The sequence below is a fragment of the Kitasatospora sp. NPDC043949 genome (assembly GCF_056435365.1).
This window is the reverse complement of the sequence record NZ_JBWKEQ010000030.1, coordinates 85,564-101,775: the sequence shown is the minus strand read 5'-3', so window position 1 is coordinate 101,775 and position 16,212 is coordinate 85,564. Positions and strand designations below refer to the sequence as shown.

The 16,212-nt window shown below is 71.0% G+C and carries 18 protein-coding genes; 8 read left to right on the top strand and 10 right to left on the bottom strand.

Features of this window, described 5'->3' with window-relative positions:
• The first annotated feature begins 604 nt into the window (after nucleotides 1-604).
• Nucleotides 605-2,680 carry a transglycosylase domain-containing protein gene (locus AC07AL_RS24035; RefSeq protein WP_478318121.1) on the top strand — a complete coding sequence of 692 codons (2,076 nt, stop codon included), beginning with the start codon at nucleotides 605-607 and terminating at the stop codon, nucleotides 2,678-2,680.
• Between the two features lie 58 nt (nucleotides 2,681-2,738).
• On the opposite strand, the gene AC07AL_RS24030 is transcribed toward AC07AL_RS24035, so the two are convergent.
• Both AC07AL_RS24030 and AC07AL_RS24025 read right to left on the bottom strand, forming a co-directional pair.
• The gene (locus tag AC07AL_RS24030; RefSeq protein WP_478318119.1) at nucleotides 2,739-2,939 is read right to left on the bottom strand and encodes a DUF397 domain-containing protein; all 201 of its coding nucleotides are present in this window, start codon (nucleotides 2,937-2,939) and stop codon (nucleotides 2,739-2,741) included.
• Between the two features lies 1 nt (nucleotide 2,940).
• On the bottom strand, nucleotides 2,941-3,801 hold the full coding sequence (locus tag AC07AL_RS24025; RefSeq protein WP_478318117.1) for a helix-turn-helix domain-containing protein: 861 nt from the start codon (nucleotides 3,799-3,801) through the stop codon (nucleotides 2,941-2,943).
• A 241-nt stretch (nucleotides 3,802-4,042) separates the two neighbouring features.
• On the opposite strand from AC07AL_RS24025, the gene AC07AL_RS24020 reads away from it, so the two are divergent.
• Genes AC07AL_RS24020 through AC07AL_RS24010 form a run of 3 tightly spaced genes read left to right on the top strand, consistent with a single transcriptional unit; the run spans nucleotide 4,043 to nucleotide 4,781 of the window.
• The gene (locus AC07AL_RS24020; protein WP_478318115.1) at nucleotides 4,043-4,405 is read left to right on the top strand and encodes an ATP-binding protein; all 363 of its coding nucleotides are present in this window, start codon (nucleotides 4,043-4,045) and stop codon (nucleotides 4,403-4,405) included.
• Nucleotides 4,402-4,656: a hypothetical protein gene (locus tag AC07AL_RS24015; protein ID WP_363581564.1), complete on the top strand. Its 255-nt coding sequence runs from the start codon at nucleotides 4,402-4,404 to the stop codon at nucleotides 4,654-4,656. Before AC07AL_RS24020 ends, AC07AL_RS24015 begins: the two co-directional genes overlap by 4 nt.
• Nucleotides 4,656-4,781: a hypothetical protein gene (locus AC07AL_RS24010; protein WP_363581566.1), complete on the top strand. Its 126-nt coding sequence runs from the start codon at nucleotides 4,656-4,658 to the stop codon at nucleotides 4,779-4,781. Before AC07AL_RS24015 ends, AC07AL_RS24010 begins: the two co-directional genes overlap by 1 nt.
• A 64-nt stretch (nucleotides 4,782-4,845) precedes the next feature.
• On the opposite strand, the gene AC07AL_RS24005 is transcribed toward AC07AL_RS24010, so the two are convergent.
• From AC07AL_RS24005 to hisC, 5 genes are all read right to left on the bottom strand, one after another.
• Entirely contained in the window at nucleotides 4,846-5,523 is a 678-nt protein-coding gene (locus AC07AL_RS24005; protein WP_363581568.1) for a hypothetical protein, read from the bottom strand.
• Between the two features lie 7 nt (nucleotides 5,524-5,530).
• Entirely contained in the window at nucleotides 5,531-6,742 is a 1,212-nt protein-coding gene (locus tag AC07AL_RS24000) for an ABC transporter permease (RefSeq protein WP_478318113.1), read from the bottom strand.
• The gene (locus tag AC07AL_RS23995) at nucleotides 6,739-7,542 is read right to left on the bottom strand and encodes an ABC transporter ATP-binding protein (RefSeq protein ID WP_350876857.1); all 804 of its coding nucleotides are present in this window, start codon (nucleotides 7,540-7,542) and stop codon (nucleotides 6,739-6,741) included. Before AC07AL_RS23995 ends, AC07AL_RS24000 begins: the two co-directional genes overlap by 4 nt.
• 2 nt (nucleotides 7,543-7,544) lie before the next feature.
• Complete coding sequence (locus AC07AL_RS23990; protein WP_400804379.1) at nucleotides 7,545-8,951, bottom strand: efflux RND transporter periplasmic adaptor subunit; 1,407 nt, start codon at nucleotides 8,949-8,951, stop codon at nucleotides 7,545-7,547.
• A gap of 292 nt (nucleotides 8,952-9,243) precedes the next feature.
• Nucleotides 9,244-10,320: a histidinol-phosphate transaminase gene (gene hisC, locus AC07AL_RS23985; protein ID WP_363581574.1), complete on the bottom strand. Its 1,077-nt coding sequence runs from the start codon at nucleotides 10,318-10,320 to the stop codon at nucleotides 9,244-9,246.
• A 383-nt stretch (nucleotides 10,321-10,703) separates the two neighbouring features.
• Here hisC and AC07AL_RS23980 point away from each other — a divergent pair, with 383 nt between their 5' ends.
• From AC07AL_RS23980 to AC07AL_RS23970, 3 genes are all read left to right on the top strand, one after another.
• Nucleotides 10,704-11,861, top strand: a complete 1,158-nt coding sequence (locus tag AC07AL_RS23980) for a LacI family DNA-binding transcriptional regulator (protein WP_363581576.1) — start codon at nucleotides 10,704-10,706, stop codon at nucleotides 11,859-11,861.
• Nucleotides 11,862-11,975: 114 nt separating this feature from the next.
• Nucleotides 11,976-13,256 (top strand): metallophosphoesterase, encoded by a 1,281-nt coding sequence (locus AC07AL_RS23975; protein ID WP_478318110.1) that lies wholly within the window; start codon nucleotides 11,976-11,978, stop codon nucleotides 13,254-13,256.
• Nucleotides 13,257-13,496: 240 nt separating this feature from the next.
• Entirely contained in the window at nucleotides 13,497-14,330 is an 834-nt protein-coding gene (locus AC07AL_RS23970; RefSeq protein ID WP_363581580.1) for a hypothetical protein, read from the top strand.
• On the opposite strand, the gene AC07AL_RS23965 is transcribed toward AC07AL_RS23970, so the two are convergent.
• Nucleotides 14,288-14,794 carry a DUF5994 family protein gene (locus AC07AL_RS23965; RefSeq protein ID WP_363581582.1) on the bottom strand — a complete coding sequence of 169 codons (507 nt, stop codon included), beginning with the start codon at nucleotides 14,792-14,794 and terminating at the stop codon, nucleotides 14,288-14,290. The genes AC07AL_RS23970 and AC07AL_RS23965 overlap by 43 nt on opposite strands.
• A gap of 256 nt (nucleotides 14,795-15,050) precedes the next feature.
• Here AC07AL_RS23965 and AC07AL_RS23960 point away from each other — a divergent pair, with 256 nt between their 5' ends.
• The gene (locus tag AC07AL_RS23960; protein WP_363581584.1) at nucleotides 15,051-15,482 is read left to right on the top strand and encodes a CBS domain-containing protein; all 432 of its coding nucleotides are present in this window, start codon (nucleotides 15,051-15,053) and stop codon (nucleotides 15,480-15,482) included.
• 61 nt (nucleotides 15,483-15,543) lie between these two features.
• Here AC07AL_RS23960 and AC07AL_RS23955 read toward each other — a convergent pair whose 3' ends face one another.
• Nucleotides 15,544-15,951 (bottom strand): type II toxin-antitoxin system VapC family toxin, encoded by a 408-nt coding sequence (locus tag AC07AL_RS23955; protein ID WP_363581586.1) that lies wholly within the window; start codon nucleotides 15,949-15,951, stop codon nucleotides 15,544-15,546.
• A complete protein-coding gene (locus tag AC07AL_RS23950) occupies nucleotides 15,948-16,178 on the bottom strand; it encodes a FitA-like ribbon-helix-helix domain-containing protein (RefSeq protein WP_363581588.1) in 231 nt (76 codons plus the stop codon). Before AC07AL_RS23950 ends, AC07AL_RS23955 begins: the two co-directional genes overlap by 4 nt.
• Nucleotides 16,179-16,212: the final 34 nt, after the last annotated feature.

The window sequence follows — 16,212 nt, the reverse complement described above, 5'->3', positions numbered from 1 at the left end:
CCCCACCCCCCCCCCGCCGCCCGCTCCCCTCCCCCCCCCCCCCCCCCCCCCCCCCCCCCCCCCCCCCCCCCCCCCCCCCCGGGGCGCGGGCAGCGCCGTGACGTGCCGCCGGCGACTGGGTGCGGGGCGCGTAGGGGTGCCGTCGGTGGGGCTGGGTGGGGGCGGATCGCACGAGTCGGCGTCGGGGCTCACCGGGCGCAGGCAACCTTTCGGCCCGTTCGCGGCATCTAAGTGGTGTCAGGGCCGCGAGAGGGGGAGGGCGCGGTAGGCGGGAGCCACGGGTGCCGCAGGCGTGGTCCGTGGTGTGTCGCTGGGGGGGCTGGATTAGTTAAAGGCGGCCTGTATTTCTATTGCGCCAATTTGGTGCGTATGCGATTTGACGCGCCGCGGTCGACTTCCGCTAGCTGTTGCACAGCCGTGACAGCCTTGAGCGAAAAAACGTTCGATCCGCAGAGTGCGTGAGGACTAGCATTCCGGGATGGAATCGAATCTCCCTCCGATATTGAATTCCTCCGACAGTGCGGCTCTCCCCCCGCCCCGCAGGACGCCGCTCCGGCTGGCCCGCTTCGGTGCGATCTTCCTGGCGGCGAGCGTGGTGTCCGGTGTGCTGCTGGCTGGCCTCGCCCTGCCCGCCGCCGGCGGTTTCGGACTGACCGCCAAGGGCACGGCGGAGGGCTTCGAGGACATCCCCAGTGACTTCAAGACTCCGCCGCTCACCCAGGCGACGCAGATCTTCGACGCCAAGGGCGGCCTGATCGCCAAGGTGTACGAGCGCGACCGCACGGTCATCACCCCTGAGCAGATGTCGCCGTTCATGCGACAGGCTCAAGTCGACATCGAGGACGCCCGGTTCTACGAGCACGGCGCCGTCGACCTCAAGGGCGTGCTCCGCGCGATCAGCAAGAACGCCGAGAGCGGCACCGCCTCGCAGGGTGCCTCGACGCTGACCCAGCAGTACGTGAAGAACGTCAACGTCGAGAAGGCGGGCGAGGACCAGGCCGCGGTACAGGAAGCGCAGCGCAAGACCCTGGGTCGCAAGATCCAGGAGCTCAAGGTCGCGATCAAGCTGGAGGAGGACCTGTCGAAGGACCAGATCCTCACCAACTACCTCAACATCACGTACTACGGGAACGGCGCCTACGGCGTGGAGGCCGCCTCCCAGCGCTACTTCAGCAAGAGCAACAAGGACCTGACCATCGCCGAGGCCGCCATGCTGGCCGGGCTGGTGCAGAACCCCTCCCAGTACGACCCGAAGCTGCACCCGGTGGCCGCGCAGAAACGGCGGGACACGGTCATCGACAAGATGCTGGAGAACAAGCACATCACCGCGGACCAGGCCAAGGAGGCGAAGGCCGCCCCGCTGGGTCTCAACTTCAAGGACCCGCAGAACGGTTGCATCACCGCCACCGCCCAGGGCGGCATGGGCTTCTTCTGCGACTACGTCCGGCACGTGGTCAAGCAGGACCCGGCGTTCGGCCAGAGCGCCGCCGACCGCAAGAAGTTCTGGGACACCGGCGGCCTGAACATCTACACCACGCTGGACCCGGACAAGCAGGCTGCCGCCCAGAACGCCGTGACCTCCAACGTGAAGATCACCGACAGCGTCTCGGCCGCCGCCACCATGGTCGAGCCGGGCACCGGCAAGATCCTCGCCATGGCCCAGACCCGCCCGTACGGCCTGGACGCCAACAAGAACCAGACCGTCGTCAACCTCAACGTCGACGCGGCGATGGGCGGCGGCAACGGCTTCCAGCCCGGCTCCACGTTCAAGCCGGTCGTCGCGGCCGCCGCCCTGGAGGCCGGCCTGTCGGCGACCCAGGAGTACTCGGCCCCGAACAAGCTCGAGTACCCGACGATGAAGACCTGCGAGGGCACCTGGAAGAACCAGGGCCGGCCCAAGACGGTGGTGCCCAACGAAAGCGAGAACGAGAAGGGCCCCTACCAGCTGAAGCAGGCGATGGCGCTCTCGGTCAACACCTACTTCGTACAGATGGAGCAGGAGATCGGCCTCTGCGCGGTCAAGCAGATGGCCAACAAGCTGGGCGTCACCGGCAAGGCCAGCGGCAAGCCGCTGGAGGAGGTCCCCGCGATGGCGCTGGGAGTGGAGGAGATGAGCCCGCTGACCATGGCCAACATCTACGCGACCTTCGCCGCCCAGGGCACGCACTGCGCCCCGATCGCCATCAACAAGATCACCACCGTGGACGGCAAGGACGTCCCCGTCCCGGCCGGCCAGTGCGAGAAGGCGTTCTCCGATGACACGGCGCGGGCGATGAACACCGTCCTGAACGGCGTGACCGAGAACAAGGGCACCGGCGCGGCGCTCAACCTGGACGACAACCGGCAGATCGCTGGCAAGACCGGCACCTCGGACCGCAAGCGGGCCGCCTGGTTCAACGGCTACACCCCGCAGCTCGCCACCGCCGTCTGGCTCGGCGGCCCCAACGGCGGCGTCGAGATGCGCAACATCACCATCAACGGGAAGTACCACAGCGAGGTGTTCGGCGCCGACGGCCCCGGCCCGATCTGGCAGGACGCCATGAACCAGGCCCTGCGCGGCACGCCCAAGAAGTCCCTGCCGATGGCCGACATCCCCGACCCGGCACCCAAGTCCGACCCGAACAACACCAGCACCGGCACGGGCGCCCCCGCCACCACCCCGCCCGGCCCGCAGCACTGACAGCAGTCACACCGGCGGCCCCTTGCGAGAGCAGCAAGGGGCCGCCGGATCGTTTCGCTCAGGCGTCACCGGTGAAGTGGTCGAACTCCCCGGCCTTCGCGCCCCGGAGGAACGCGGCGAACTTGAGGGCGGTGGTGCGGACGATGTCCTCGCCCTCGTCGGACTCGCGAAGTTCGATCACCCCGGCGACCGCGCGGACCTCCACGCAGTTTTCGCTGGAGCTACTGAAGGACGACTTCTGCCATTGGTCTTGAGACATCTCAGCCTTTCAGGTTCTTGGCCGTGCGATGGATCAGATCTCGCGAATCCTCGCCATTGAGAGCAGCCTTCTCGATGCGGTTGAAGACTTCACGATAGGACTCAAGCTCGCTCGGGGCGTCGAAGAAGATCGGGCCCTGCGATGACTCGACCTCTGCCGTATCAAGCTCGGACACCTCCCCGGAGGTGTAGATGAGGCTCTCGACCGGTCCGGGATAGGTGTGGGCGGTGAAGGGGATGACGCGGATGCTTATGTCATCCCTGAGGGAGTCATCGATCAGGCTGTGAAGCTGCCCTCGCAACACGTCGGTACCACCGAAGCGCGTGAGCAGACTGGACTCATGTAGATAGGCTTCGAGCTTCTTCCGAGGGCCCTGAAGGACCCTTGTTCTGCGCTCCGAACGGAACGCGACATGCAGATCGAGTTCGTCGGCGGGAAGTCGAGGGATCCGTCGGCTGAAGATTCCTCGTGTGTAGTCGTCTGTCTGCAGAAGCCCCGGAAGGAACGTCGACACGCAAACCCTGATCGTCGTTGCCGCGAAGTCCTCGTGCTCGGCGGATTCGAGGAAGACGTCGGGGATGTGGTTGCGGTACTGCTCCCACCAACCCTTGTCTCGCACTGTGATGATGCCGTTGAGGGCGTCGATGAGCGGCTGGTTGTAGCACTCGCAGGCATCGGCGACTGTCCGGAGCCGGTCCACGCTGACGCTGGTCTTCCCGCTCTCCATCTGCGTCACCTGGGCAGGGCTCACGCCGAGCACGCGGGCAAGTTGGCTGCCCCCGAGGCCCGCTTGCTCTCTCATCTTTCTCAGTTCAGCGCCCAGGCGACGCTGACGAAGGGTTGGGTTGTGGCGACCTGGCATGGCGTCCTCTCAACATCCTGTGGGATCAGTGTGCCGCGTCGGCTACGGCAAGGACCATCCGTCCCCCGGGAGAGGGATCTTCCTCGCAACTACCTAAATTTAAGTTCCGATGCGCTATCGTCAACCCCAGATCGATCCGACGGATCGTCAGCAATGCCTGTTCGCCGGGTAGTAGGCGCCTGCTGCCCGCGCGCTGAAGGCATCCCCCCCTCCCCACACCAGCAGCCTCGCGGAGGTTCCCGTGTGCACCCTCAACACCCCCTCGCTCGCGCTCGCCCGGCAGTCCCTGCGGGACGCCCTGACCCGCTCCGGGTGGGACGCCGAGACCATCTTCTTCGCCGAACTCGCCCTGGCCGAACTGGTCGTCAACGCGTGGCGGCACGGCAAGACCGCCTCCCCCGTCGTCCTCCTCTCGCTCCTCGACGGCACCCTCCGGGTCTCCGTCTCGGACGAGAGCGACGTCCTCCCCGAGCGACACCAGCTCCCCGACCTGGCCACGACCGGCCGGGGGCTCCAGCTCATCGAGGGGCTCACGCACCGCTGGGGCGTGGACACCCAGGAGCGCGGCAAAACGGTCTGGTACGAGCTGGACTCCGCCGCGTGAGCGCCGCCCGCGAACCCGTCGCGCCGGACGACCCCCGGATGCGCGACTACACCCCGCCCCAGATCGTCGCCCTGCTCGGCGAGGTGCACCAGCGCGGACGCTCCTACGGTCTCCTCTGGGGCTCCGCCTTCCCCCACGAGACCACCCTCGACGGCCGGATCCTCGTCGACTTCGGCAACGCGCCCGTGAGCACTCTGCTCAACCTCCTCCACCTCCTCCGCGACGTGGAACGGGACGAGGCGTGGGGGTGATGAGCTTCTTCGTCGGCGCGGCCCTGGTCTTCCTCCTCGCGCCCGCGATCGTCATCGTGGCCCTCGGTGCCATCGCGACCCTCAAAACGCCACACCCCGGCGACGAACGCGACAACCAGCGCTGACCACATGCGAAGGCCCTCGCCCCAGGGATGGGCGAGGGCCTCGCGGCGTCCGGGAGCTACGGGGTCAGCCCCCGGACGGGTTCCTGGGAGCACCGCCACCGCCGAAGCCACCGCCGCCGAAGCCACCCGCGCCACCCGCACCGGCGGCCGCGCCTTCGACGAGCTGGCTGGCCGCGTAGCCGCCGTTGGCGTCGGGGGTGCCGACGACGGTCACGCTCTGGCCGGGCTGGAGGTCGGCGACCTTGCCCTCCTTGTTGAGCTGGACCTTCGTCGCGTCGCCGGTGGTGACCTTGACGGTGTTGCCGTTGGCGTCTGTCAGGTAGACGGTGGTGCCGTCGACGGCCTTGACCGTGCCCCGGGTGAGCCCGGCCTGCCCGCCCTGGCTCTGACCAGTGCCCTGGCCCTGACCACCACCCTGACCACCCCGGCGGGAGCCGCCCTGCCCGTACCCGCCACCGCTCGCCCCGGCCGCCCCGGCCGCCCGCTGCTGCGGCACAGCGCCAGAGGCCGTCGCGTGCGAGGAGCCGCTCTTCGTCCCGTGGTTCTGCTGGTACCAGACCCCGCCCGCGAAGGCCCCGCTGGCGATGACGCCCCCCGCCAGCACCAGGCTGAGCCAGGGCAGCTTGCGCCGCGGCGGGGCGGCGAGCTCGGCGGTGACGTCGCGGGCGTCCGGCGGGGTGGCGAGCAGGGCGACCTGCTCGGCCGGCGTGCTGCTGCTGACCGTGGCGATCTCGTTGCTCATGGGAGTCCTACTCGTGCCGGAGGGCGTCGATCGGCCGCAGCGAGGCGGCCCGGTTGGCGGGGTAGCTGCCGAAGAACAGCCCGATGGCGACGGCGATGCCGAACGCGCCGATCACGGATTCGGGGATCACCACCGGTTTGATGCCGACGATGCTGAAGTGCGAGCCGGCGATCCCGGCGGCCACCCCGAGACCGGCGCCTAGCACGGAGAGCAGGGTCGACTCGGTCAGGAACTGCCCGAGGATCACCGCGCGCGGGGCGCCGAGCGCCTTGCGGATGCCGATCTCCCTGGTCCGCTCGGTGACCGTCACCAGCATGATGTTGGTGATCCCGATCCCGCCGACGAGCAGCGAGATCGCCGCCACCGCGCCGAGCAGCACGGTGAAGGTCTTCGTGGTGCTCTCCCTCGCCGTGAGCAGCGAGGACTGGCTGGCGATCCGGAAGTCGGCCTTGGTCGGGTCGGCGATCGCGTGGGTACCGAGCAGCACCCGGGTGACCTCGGCCTGGGCCGCGGTCGTGCTGTCGGCCGAACTGGCCTGCACCAGGATCTGGTTGACGGCCCCGAAGCCGGTGAAGGCGTTCTGCACGGTCGGCAGCGGGGCGATCACCACGTCGTCCGGGTCGGTGAAGCCGCTGCCGCCCTTGGCCTGGAGCACGCCGACCACGGTGAACGGGGTGCCGCCGAGGACGATCTTCTTGCCGACCGGGTCCACGGTGTCGAACAGCTGCTTGGCCGTCGTGGCGCCGAGCACCGCGACCTTGCGCGAGCCGAGCACGTCGTCGTCGGTGAAGTACTCGCCGTGCGCGACCTTCTGGTTGGCGGTCTCGAAGTACGCCGGGTAGGTGCCGACGATCGAGCCGGGGCTGTACGAGATGTCCCCGTACAGCGCCGTCCCGCTGGTGGTGACCACCGGGGCGACCGACCTGATCGCGGTCGAGTCGGTGTCGGCGGCCAGTGCCTTGGCGTCGGCGACCGTCAGCTTCTTCACCGAGGAGGTGGCACGGGCGCCGCCGCTGGCCGAACCGGAGCTGACCGTAAGCGAGTTGGTGCCGAGCGAGGTGATCGACTCCTTCACCGCCACCGACGAACCGTTGCCGACGGCCAGCAGCAGGATCACCGAGGCGACGCCGATCAGCACCCCGAGCATGGTGAGCGCCGAGCGCACCTTGTTGGCGGCCAGGCCGCCGACCGCGAAGCGGAGCATCTGCCAGAGGATCACGCCGACACCCCCAGCTCGCGCAGCAGCGGCGGCGGCCCGTCCACCGGGGCCTGCCGGACGTCGCTGACGATCCGGCCGTCGACCAGCCGGAGCACCCGCTTGGCGTGCCGCGCGACTTCGTCCTCGTGGGTGATCAGGACGACGGTGCGGCCGGTGGCGTTGAGCGCGTCGACGAGGTCGAGGACCTCCTCGGTGGAGCGGCTGTCCAGGTTGCCGGTGGGCTCGTCGGCGAGCAGCATCGCCGGTGCGGTGACCAGTGCCCGGGCGACCGCGACGCGCTGCTGCTGGCCGCCGGAGAGCTGGTTGGGCCGGTGCCCGGCGCGTTCGGCGAGGCCGACCAGGGAGAGCGCGGCCAGGGCTCGGCGGCGCCGCTCCGAGGCCCGGACGCCCGCGTAGGCGAGCGGCAGCTCGACCTGGGCGAGCGCGGTGGTGCGCGGGATCAGGTTGAAGGACTGGAAGACGAAGCCGATCTTGCGGTTGCGGACCAGCGCGAGCTGCCCCTCGTCGAGGTGGCCGACGTCGATGCCGTCCAGCAGGTAGCGGCCGGCGGTCGGGACGTCCAGGCAGCCGAGGATGTTCATCATGGTGGACTTGCCGGAGCCGGAGCTGCCCATCACCGCGACGTAGTCGCCCTGGTGGATGTTCAGGCTGACGCCGAGCGGGCCGCCGGTGTCCGGGTCCTCCGGGCCGTGCAGCGCGTGCACGACGGCGTCGCCGTGCCCGTACGCCTTGGTGATCCGGCGCAGCTGGATGACGGGCGGGGGCGCCGCCGGGACGCGCTTGTCGATGACGTGACGCATGCTCAGCCCTTACCGCCCCGGCCGGCCCCGCCGCCGCCGGCGGCACCGCCGCCACCGCCGACGCCCGCCAGGCCGGCGCCGCCGCCCTGGCCGCCACGGCCCTGGCCGCCGCCGATCCCCGGGAAGGAGGCGTTCGGGAAGCCGTTGCCGCCGCTGGTGGTGGGGAGTTCGACCTTGTCGCCCTCCTTCAGCCCGGAGACCACCTGCACCGTGCTGTCGCCCTCGACGCCGACCCCGACGCTGACCCGCTCGCTGGAGCCGTCCGGGTGCACCACGGTCGCGGTGCGGCTGGCGCCGGTGCCGGAGAGCGCGGAGGTCGGCAGTGACAGCGCGCTGTCCGCCTCGCCGGTGATCACCTGGACGGTGGCGCTGAGGCCGGTGCGCAGCGCGCTGGTGTCACCGCTGAGCTGGAGCGTGGCGGCGTACTGGACGGCCGTCGAGCCGGCGCTGCCGCCGCTGCTGCTGGGCAGCGAACTGACGGACAGGACACTGGCGTTGAGCTTGGTGTCGGACTGCGCGTTCAGGGTGACGGTGGCCGCCTCGCCCTTCTTGAGCTTGAGCGAGTCCAGTTCGGAGAAGTTGGCGGTGACCTGCATCCCGGTCGGGTTGGTCAGCACGATGAAGCCGCTCGGCGCGCCGCCCGAGGCGGTGCTGCCGGTGGACGACTTGCCGGTCGACCCGGTCGATCCGGTGGAGCCCGACGAGCCGGACGAGCCGCCGGAGCTCGCGCCCACGGTGTCGCCGACCTTCGCCGAGACGGACGCGACCGTCCCGTCCACCGAGGCGGTCAGGGTGGTGCCGGTCAGCGCCGCCTGGGCGTTGGCGAGGGTGGTCTGCGCGGTGGCGACCTGCTGCTGGGCCTGGGCGACGGCCGCGTCGTCGACCTTGGTGGTGGTGATGGTGGTGGTCTGCGGAGCGGGCGTGCTGTTCGCGCCCGCTCCGCGGTCCCCACCACCGCCGCCGTTGCCGCCGGCGCCGGAGGTCGCACCCGGCAGCGGCTGGGTGGTCGTGGTGGTGACACCGGCCTGCGCCTTGGTGAGGTTGGCGTTGGCCGTGGTGAGGGACGCCTGGGCGGCGTCCACCTGCTGCTGGGCGGCCGTGGTGTCGACGGTGGCGAGCACCTGGCCCTTCTTGACGGCGTCCCCCACCGCGACCTTGACCGAGGTGAGCCGGCCGCCGGTCGCGAAGTCCTGGGCCGCGTCGGTCGGTGAGACCAGGGTGCCGGTTCCGGACACGGTGGCCAGGACCGTTCCCTTGGCCACGGTCGCCGTACGGATCTGGGTCTTGCCGGCGGCGGCACTGGTGCCGCTGTTCACTGTGGCGTACACCAGGGCGGCACCGCCCAGGAGCGCCACGCCGAGCGCGGAGTTGACGAGGACGACGCCTCGCCGTCGCGGGAGCACCTTCATGCCGGACAGCTTTCCTGGGCGCTCTTGCGGAGCCCTGGGCGCGGGCTGGGAGAAGACTGACCGGGCGGATCCGGGCATTCCGGTCACACCGCCCGGTTCGCGCGGGCGCCTTGGCCGTGCCGTGGGCCGTCGTTGGCCGAACTCCCAGCGGGCTCCCAGTGAGTTCCGGTGAGTTCCGGTGATCTCCAGCCATCCGGCAGCGCCCCGGGTCCCACCGCCGACCGGCCCCAGACCCCCGGGAACGCCGTAGGGGCGCACCGTGAACGGCGCGCCCCTACGGAGAAGGGAGGGATCAGAGCGACTTGCGGAACGCCTCGGCCACCGAGAGGAAGATCGAGTTGCCCTCGGTCTCGCCGATCGAGATCCGGACGCCCTCCGGGAACGGCCGGACGATCACCCCGGCCTCGGCGCACGCGACGGCGAACTCCTGCGAGCGCTCGCCGAGCCCCAGCCAGACGAAGTTGGCCTGCGAGTCCGGGATCTCCCAGCCCTGGGCGCGCAGCCCGGCCACCACCCGGGTGCGCTCCTCGACCAGCGCGTCCACCCGTTCCAGCAGCGCCTGCTCGGCGCGCACCGAGGCGACGGCGGCGTTCTGGGCGAGCTGGCTGACGCCGAACGGGACGGCGGTCTTGCGCAGCGCGTTGGCCACCGGCTCGTGCGCGATCGCGAAGCCGACCCGCATGCCCGCGAGGCCGTACGCCTTGGAGAAGGTGCGCAGCACGCAGACGTTGGGGCGGTCCCGGTAGAGGTCGATGCCGTTGGGCACCTCGGGGTCGCGGATGAACTCGATGTACGCCTCGTCGACGACCACCAGGACGTCGGACGGGACGGCGTCCAGGAAGCGCTCCAGCTCGGCGCGGTGGATCACGTTGCCGGTGGGGTTGTTGGGGTTGCAGACGAACACCAGCCGGGTCTTCGGGGTGATCGCGGCGAGCATCGCGTCCAGGTCGTGGTCGCCGGCCTCGGTGATCGGCACCGGGACGGGGGTCGCGCCGGCGACCTGGGTGATGATCGGGTACGCCTCGAAGGAGCGCCAGGCGAAGACCACCTCGTCGCCGGGGCCCGCCGTGGCGAGGATCAGCGACTGGGCGACGCCGACCGAGCCGGTGCCGGTGGCGATGTGCTCGACGGGCACGCCGAAGCGCTCGGCCAGCACCTCGCTGAGCTCGCCGACGGCCATGTCGGGGTAGCGGTTGAGCGAGCCGGCCGCCGCGACCGCCGCCTCCAGCACGCCGGGCAGCGGGTCGTACGGGTTCTCGTTGGAGGACAGCTTGTACGCGTCGGCGCCGGCCGGCTTGCCGGGCTTGTAGGTGGGGATGCCGTCCAGGGTCGGCCGCAGCCGCGGGCCCTGCGCTGACGTACTCGTCACGGTCCTACTCCTTCTCGATGCTGTCCGCGCGCGTTCGGCACGCGTTCGGCGCGTGTTCGGCGCGTGTTCTCCGGTGCGGTCGCCCCCGCCACCTGTGGGATCGCCACCGTGCCCGGGATCTCGGAACGCGTCCGGGGCACCCCGGTCGGGTGCCTTGAACGATACCGACCGCGCTCACCCGTAGGGGTGAGATGCCCGGTCGGGTGACAGGCGCAGATCAGCCATTCTGCCGGGTTCCTTTGGCACATGTCAGAGGTAAGACGGCTGGTTTCGTGCGGGTATCGAAGGAGCGCACCCCGGCTCACTCTTGGAGAAACGTATCTCCGAGGGCTCCCGATGCGCCGGTCACAGACCCTTGTCAGGAGCCATACGATCGGTCCGCCATGACAGCAGCAGCCAACCAGAGCGGTCGGCGTCCCACCACCTCACGGCGTCTGGAACGGGCCGGCATCCGGGATGTGGCAGCAGCCGCCGGAGTGTCGATCACCACCGTCTCCGACGCGCTGAACGGAAAGGGCCGCCTGCCCGACGAGACCCGCAGCCGGGTGCGCGAGGTCGCCGAGCGCCTCGGCTACCGGCCCTCCGCGGCCGCCCGCACCCTGCGCACCGGACGGTCCGGCCTGATCGGGCTGACCGTCACGACCTACGGTGAAGAACCGTTCACCTTCACGGAGTTCGCGTACTTCGCCGAGATGGCCCGGGCCGCCACCAGCGCCGCCCTCGGCCGCGGCTACGCGCTGGTGGTGCTGCCCGCCTCCTCCCGCCACGACGTCTGGGGCAACATCGCCCTGGACGGCACCGTGGTGATCGACCCGCCCGACCAGGACCCTCTGGTCAGCGAGCTGTACCGGTCCGGCGTCCCGGTCGTCAGCGACGGCAAGCCCGGCAACTGCCCGGTCACCGCCTGGGTCGACAACGACCACGAGGCCGCCGTGCTCGGCATCCTCGACCACCTCTCCGAGGCCGGTGCCCGCCGCATCGGCCTGCTCACCGGCACCAGCACCGACACCTACACCCGGCTCTCCACCGAGGCCTACCTCGGCTGGTGCACCAAGGTCGGCCAGGAGCCCGTCTACGAGGCCTACCCCGCGCACGACCCGGCCGCCGGCGCCGTCGCCGCCGACCGGCTGCTCGCCCGCCCCGACCGGCCCGACGCCGTCTACGGCCTGTTCGACCCCAACGGCACCGACCTGCTCGCCGCCGCCCGCCGCTACGGCCTGCGGGTCCCCGACGACCTGCTGCTGGTCTGCTGCAGCGAGAGCGACGTCTACGCCACCACCGAACCGCCGATCACCACGCTCTCCCTCAAACCGCGCCGGATCGGCACCACCGTGGTCAACCTGCTCATCGACGCCATCGAGGGCGTCGACTCCGGGACGGGCGTCGACATCGCCCGGCTCTTCCCGCCGCGCTTCCGCACCGCCGGCACCGGCCCGCCACCGGGCACCCTGATGCCGACCGAGCTGATCGTCCGCGCGTCCTCCCAGCGCCGGAGCCCGCGCACCACCGTCAGCCCTCCCCGACTCCCGGGCGAGGTCTAGACCATACCGAGCCGGGACAAAACGGACCTTGCGGGACGGCCCGGCTGACGCTCCGGAGGATTGGATACCCACCAGGTGACGACGCCGGGAGAGTGGTCTTCCTATGATGGGCGAATGACACCCGAGGACCGCTTCCCCGGGCCTGAACACCCCGACTCAGGCCCCCGCCACCAGCCGGACCTCGACGTGCTGCCGTACGGCACCTACTACGAACCGGAGCCCGCCACCGGCTACCCCGGCACGCCGTACGAAGCGGAGACCTACAGCGGCTACGGCGGAGCCCGCTACCTGGAGCAGCACTGGCCCGCCGACGGGCAGGACCACACCGTGCACGCCCCGGAGAACGCCCCGCTCTTCTCTCACCAGGACCACGCCGGTTCCCACCAGGACCACCCCGGCTACGAGCCGGCCCTGCCCGACCAGCAGTCCCCCGCCCACCAGGACCACGCCCACCAGGACCACGCCCACCAGGACCACGCCCACCAGACCCCCGGCCGCGACGACCCGCCGACCATCGAACTCGGCCCGCCGCTGCCTGACCCCTCCGCGCCCAGCTACCCGTACCCCGCCCCCGGCCCCGGCGAGCCCCCCGGCCCGCTCTACGTCGTCGGCGACGTGCACGGCTACCTGGAGGAGCTGCGCGCCGAGCTGCGCCACCAGGGCCTGATCGACGCCGAAGGCCACTGGTCCGCCGGCCGCTCCCGGATCTGGTTCCTCGGCGACTTCACCGACCGCGGCCCCGACGGCATCGGCGTCATCGACCTCGTGATGCAGCTCGCCGCCGAAGCCGCCGCCGCCGGCGGCTACTGCCGCGCCCTGATGGGCAATCACGAACTGCTCTTCCTCGGCGCCGCCCGGTACGGCGACGAACCCGTCCAGTCCACCGCCGGCACCGCCTCCTTCCTCGCCGCCTGGCGGCTCAACGGCGGCCAGCAGCACGACCTGGACCGGCTGGAGGGCCACCACATCAGCTGGCTCTCCCGGCTGCCCGCCATCGCGCTGGAGGACGGCCACCTGCTGCTGCACTCCGACACCACCGCGTACCTGGAGTACGGCGAGTCCATCCCCGACGTCAACGACGCCGTCCACAGCCTGCTCGCCGACGAGGGCGTCGACGAGTGGTGGGACTGCTTCCGCCGCTTCACCAAGCGCTTCGCCTTCCGCGGCGACGCCGGCCCGACGGCCGTCCACGAACTCCTCGACACCTACGGCGGCACCCGCATCGTGCACGGGCACAGCCCCATCCCGTACCTCACCGGCGCGGTGCACGCCGACGACGGCCAGCCGCCGCACATCCCCGGCCCCTACGTCTACGCCGACGACCTCGCGGTGGCCATGGACGGCGGCGTCACCATGGAAGGGCGCCTGCTCGTCGCCCGACTCCCCGTCAACTGAGGCCCGCGGACCGGGGTCGGTCGAACGGGTGTTCCCGGCGCCCGGGCCACCGCACGCGCGCGGGCCGGGGCGCGAAATTCCGGAAACCGACTGTCAGCACGGCCGCGCCCGCCCCTAACATGAGGCACACCACACCCGGCCGCCCGTCCGGCGGCCCGCCTCCGCGCCCGTTTCGGCGCCCCTGAGGGTCCCGCGGCCCCTGGGGCGGAGCGAACCGGGGTCCGCATGAACGGGGTCCCCATGACCAACCCCCCACCGCTGCTCGCCGAGGACCGCCCGGAATACGAGCGCCTCCTCGCCGAAGCCCTGCGCGACCACACCGTCCTCACCGCCCTGCGCGCCCCCGGCGCGCTCACCACCGACCAGCTGCGCGTCCGCGCCCTGCGCGACGCCGACGCCATCGCCGCCGCGGCCGCCACCGAGTACACGCACTACACCCGGCTGCGCGAGACCCTACGCACCACACCCCCGCCGCCCCCGGGCGCCGAACCCATCGCCCCCGGACTGCTCACCCAACTGCGCTCCGCCAACGGCGGCGCCGGGCTCTTCCCCGTCCTCACCGTGCTCACCCCGGTCCTCGCCTGGACCGCCGCCCTGGTCCTGCTGCTCATCGGCTACCTGCTGCGCGCCGCCAACCCCGACCTCACCCTCGCCCGCAGCCTCGTCACCGCCGGCTGGGTCGCTCTCGCCGCCGGAGTCGCCGCAATGGCCATCGGCATCATCGGACTCGTCCTCACCGCCATACGCGACGGCGGCGCCGCCGCCCCGGCCGGCACCGACCCGGAACTCGCCGCCGAACTCGCCGACGCCCGCCGCGAATGGCGCACCGCGCTGCGCGACCGCGGCCTGCTCCCCTACCTGCACACCCACCTGCCCGCCGTCCCCGCCGGCGCCCCCGAGTTCACCAGCCCGGGGTACACCTCACCCGACTTCTCCAGCCCGGGCCCCGTCCCCACCGCCGACTACACCTCACCCGACTTCACCAGCCCCGGCGCCGTCCCCACCCCGGCCCCCGACTTCACCGCCCCCGGCTACACCAGCCCCGCCTTCACCAGCCCCGACGACGTCACCTGACACCCGAACCCCGGCCAGTCCAGCAGGAGTTCGGCCGCCGGGGTGCGGTTGCCGGTCGCCGACGCCGCCGCCATGGCCGTGGAGGCCGTCTCCGGGTCGGTGCGGGGCGGCACGACCAAGAGGAGGAAGTGGTCCTGGAAACCGCGGGTGACGCTGATCGTCGCGCTGCTGCTGGTGAGCCAGTTGATCCTGATCAGGAGGCCGTTCACCACGACGGAACGGGGCACGCCGTCCCAGGCCGAGGTGTCCAGGCCCACCCGGATGATGCGCCCCAGGTGGGCGCCGAGCGCGGTGACCAGGTCCGGCAGTTCGGCCAGCACCCGGTTCGAACGCGGCCACCAGGCACCGTCGAACACCCCGCCCCGCGCCATCGTCGGCTCCAGCACCAGACGTGGCAGCAGCGGGACTCCGGGCACGGACCACGGCCCGGGAGTGGTGGGAACGGGGAGGGGGATCGGCAGCATCAGAAGCCGCCCGTCCGGTCCGCAAGGACCTGTCATGACCCAGGGCGACACCAGCGCCGGTACCGGTATACGGAATGTCCTCGGTTGTCTCCCAACGGTACTCCGCGGCACCCCCCGGCGGGCCTGCCGTCACAGGAGTAGGCTCGAAGACATCCAGGGCATTCCGCATCCCGGTACCCGTTCCGGCTTCGTTCTGGGTGAAGGGTCGTCCGGGCCGTTCCGGCCGGACACCCGGGGACGGGAAGCGGTGACCACCGTGACCACTCACACCCCGCAGGCGGCACGCACCGGCCACGGCCTCACGGTCGCCGACGCGATGGAGCCCTGCGAGTACCAGATAGCCGACGACAGCACCGTCGACCAGGCCAACGACATCCTGCGCGGCGCCCACGTCGAATACCTGCTCGTCCGCGGCCACGACGGCCGGTGCGAGGGGCTGGTCACCCGCACCGGGCTCCACACCTTCCTGGAGCACCCCCGGACCACCGAGCGGACCTCGATCAGCGCCACGGCGCACCAGCGCGGCCCGTTCGCCTGGCCGGGCCTGGGCCTGGCCCTGGCCGCGATCGCGATGCGGGTCAAGCGCATGGCGGTCTGGCCCGTCGTCGACGACGACGGCTACATCCTCGGCATCCTCACCGCCGACCGCGCCACCGTCCTCCTCGAACCCGCCCCCGCCCTCGCCTGACCCGCCCCGCCCCGCCCCGCCGGACGCCGGGACGCCGCGCCACTACGAAGAGTTGCGTCAGTCAGGGATGGCTCGCGGCGAAGACCTCAACCTCGCACTTTGCCGCACCGCTGCGTTTGATCCTCGCGTCGCTCGTGACCAGCGGTGCGCCGAGGGCTTCCGCCAGGGCCACGTACTGGGCATCGTAGGAGCTGAGGTTGGCGTGCAGCTTCTTCACCCTGTCCCAGAACGGCAGCGTCTCCCGTTTGGCGATGGGAAGCATCCGGTAGGCGACGACCGCTCTTTCCACCTCCTTCTCGGTCAACTTGCCGCCACGCTGCATGCCGAGCAGGGCCGACTGGATCTCGTAGTCCAGGAGGGTGGGGGCGTAGACGTCCCCCGCCTCGGCCACACGGCTCCGGATGAGCTCTCCGTTCGAGCTGTGGGCCGTGAGGACCAGAACCAGAGCGGAGCAGTCGATGACGATCAACGCCCGGCTCGCCCCTCGTCAATGGCAGAAACGATGTCGGCGGCGCTGACGCGAGCGGTGGTCTCCCGGTTCAGCCGCTCCATCATCTCCGCCATCGTGGGCTTGGACGTTTCTCTTGCGATCAGGTCCTGCATGAATGCCTGGAGCGACTTGCCGGCCTGGGCCGCGCGGACCTTCAGGGTCTGGATCTGGTCGTCCGGGACATCTCGGATGGTGAGTGCCGTCATATCTGCACTCTAGCACCACTAGCTGCAAAATGCA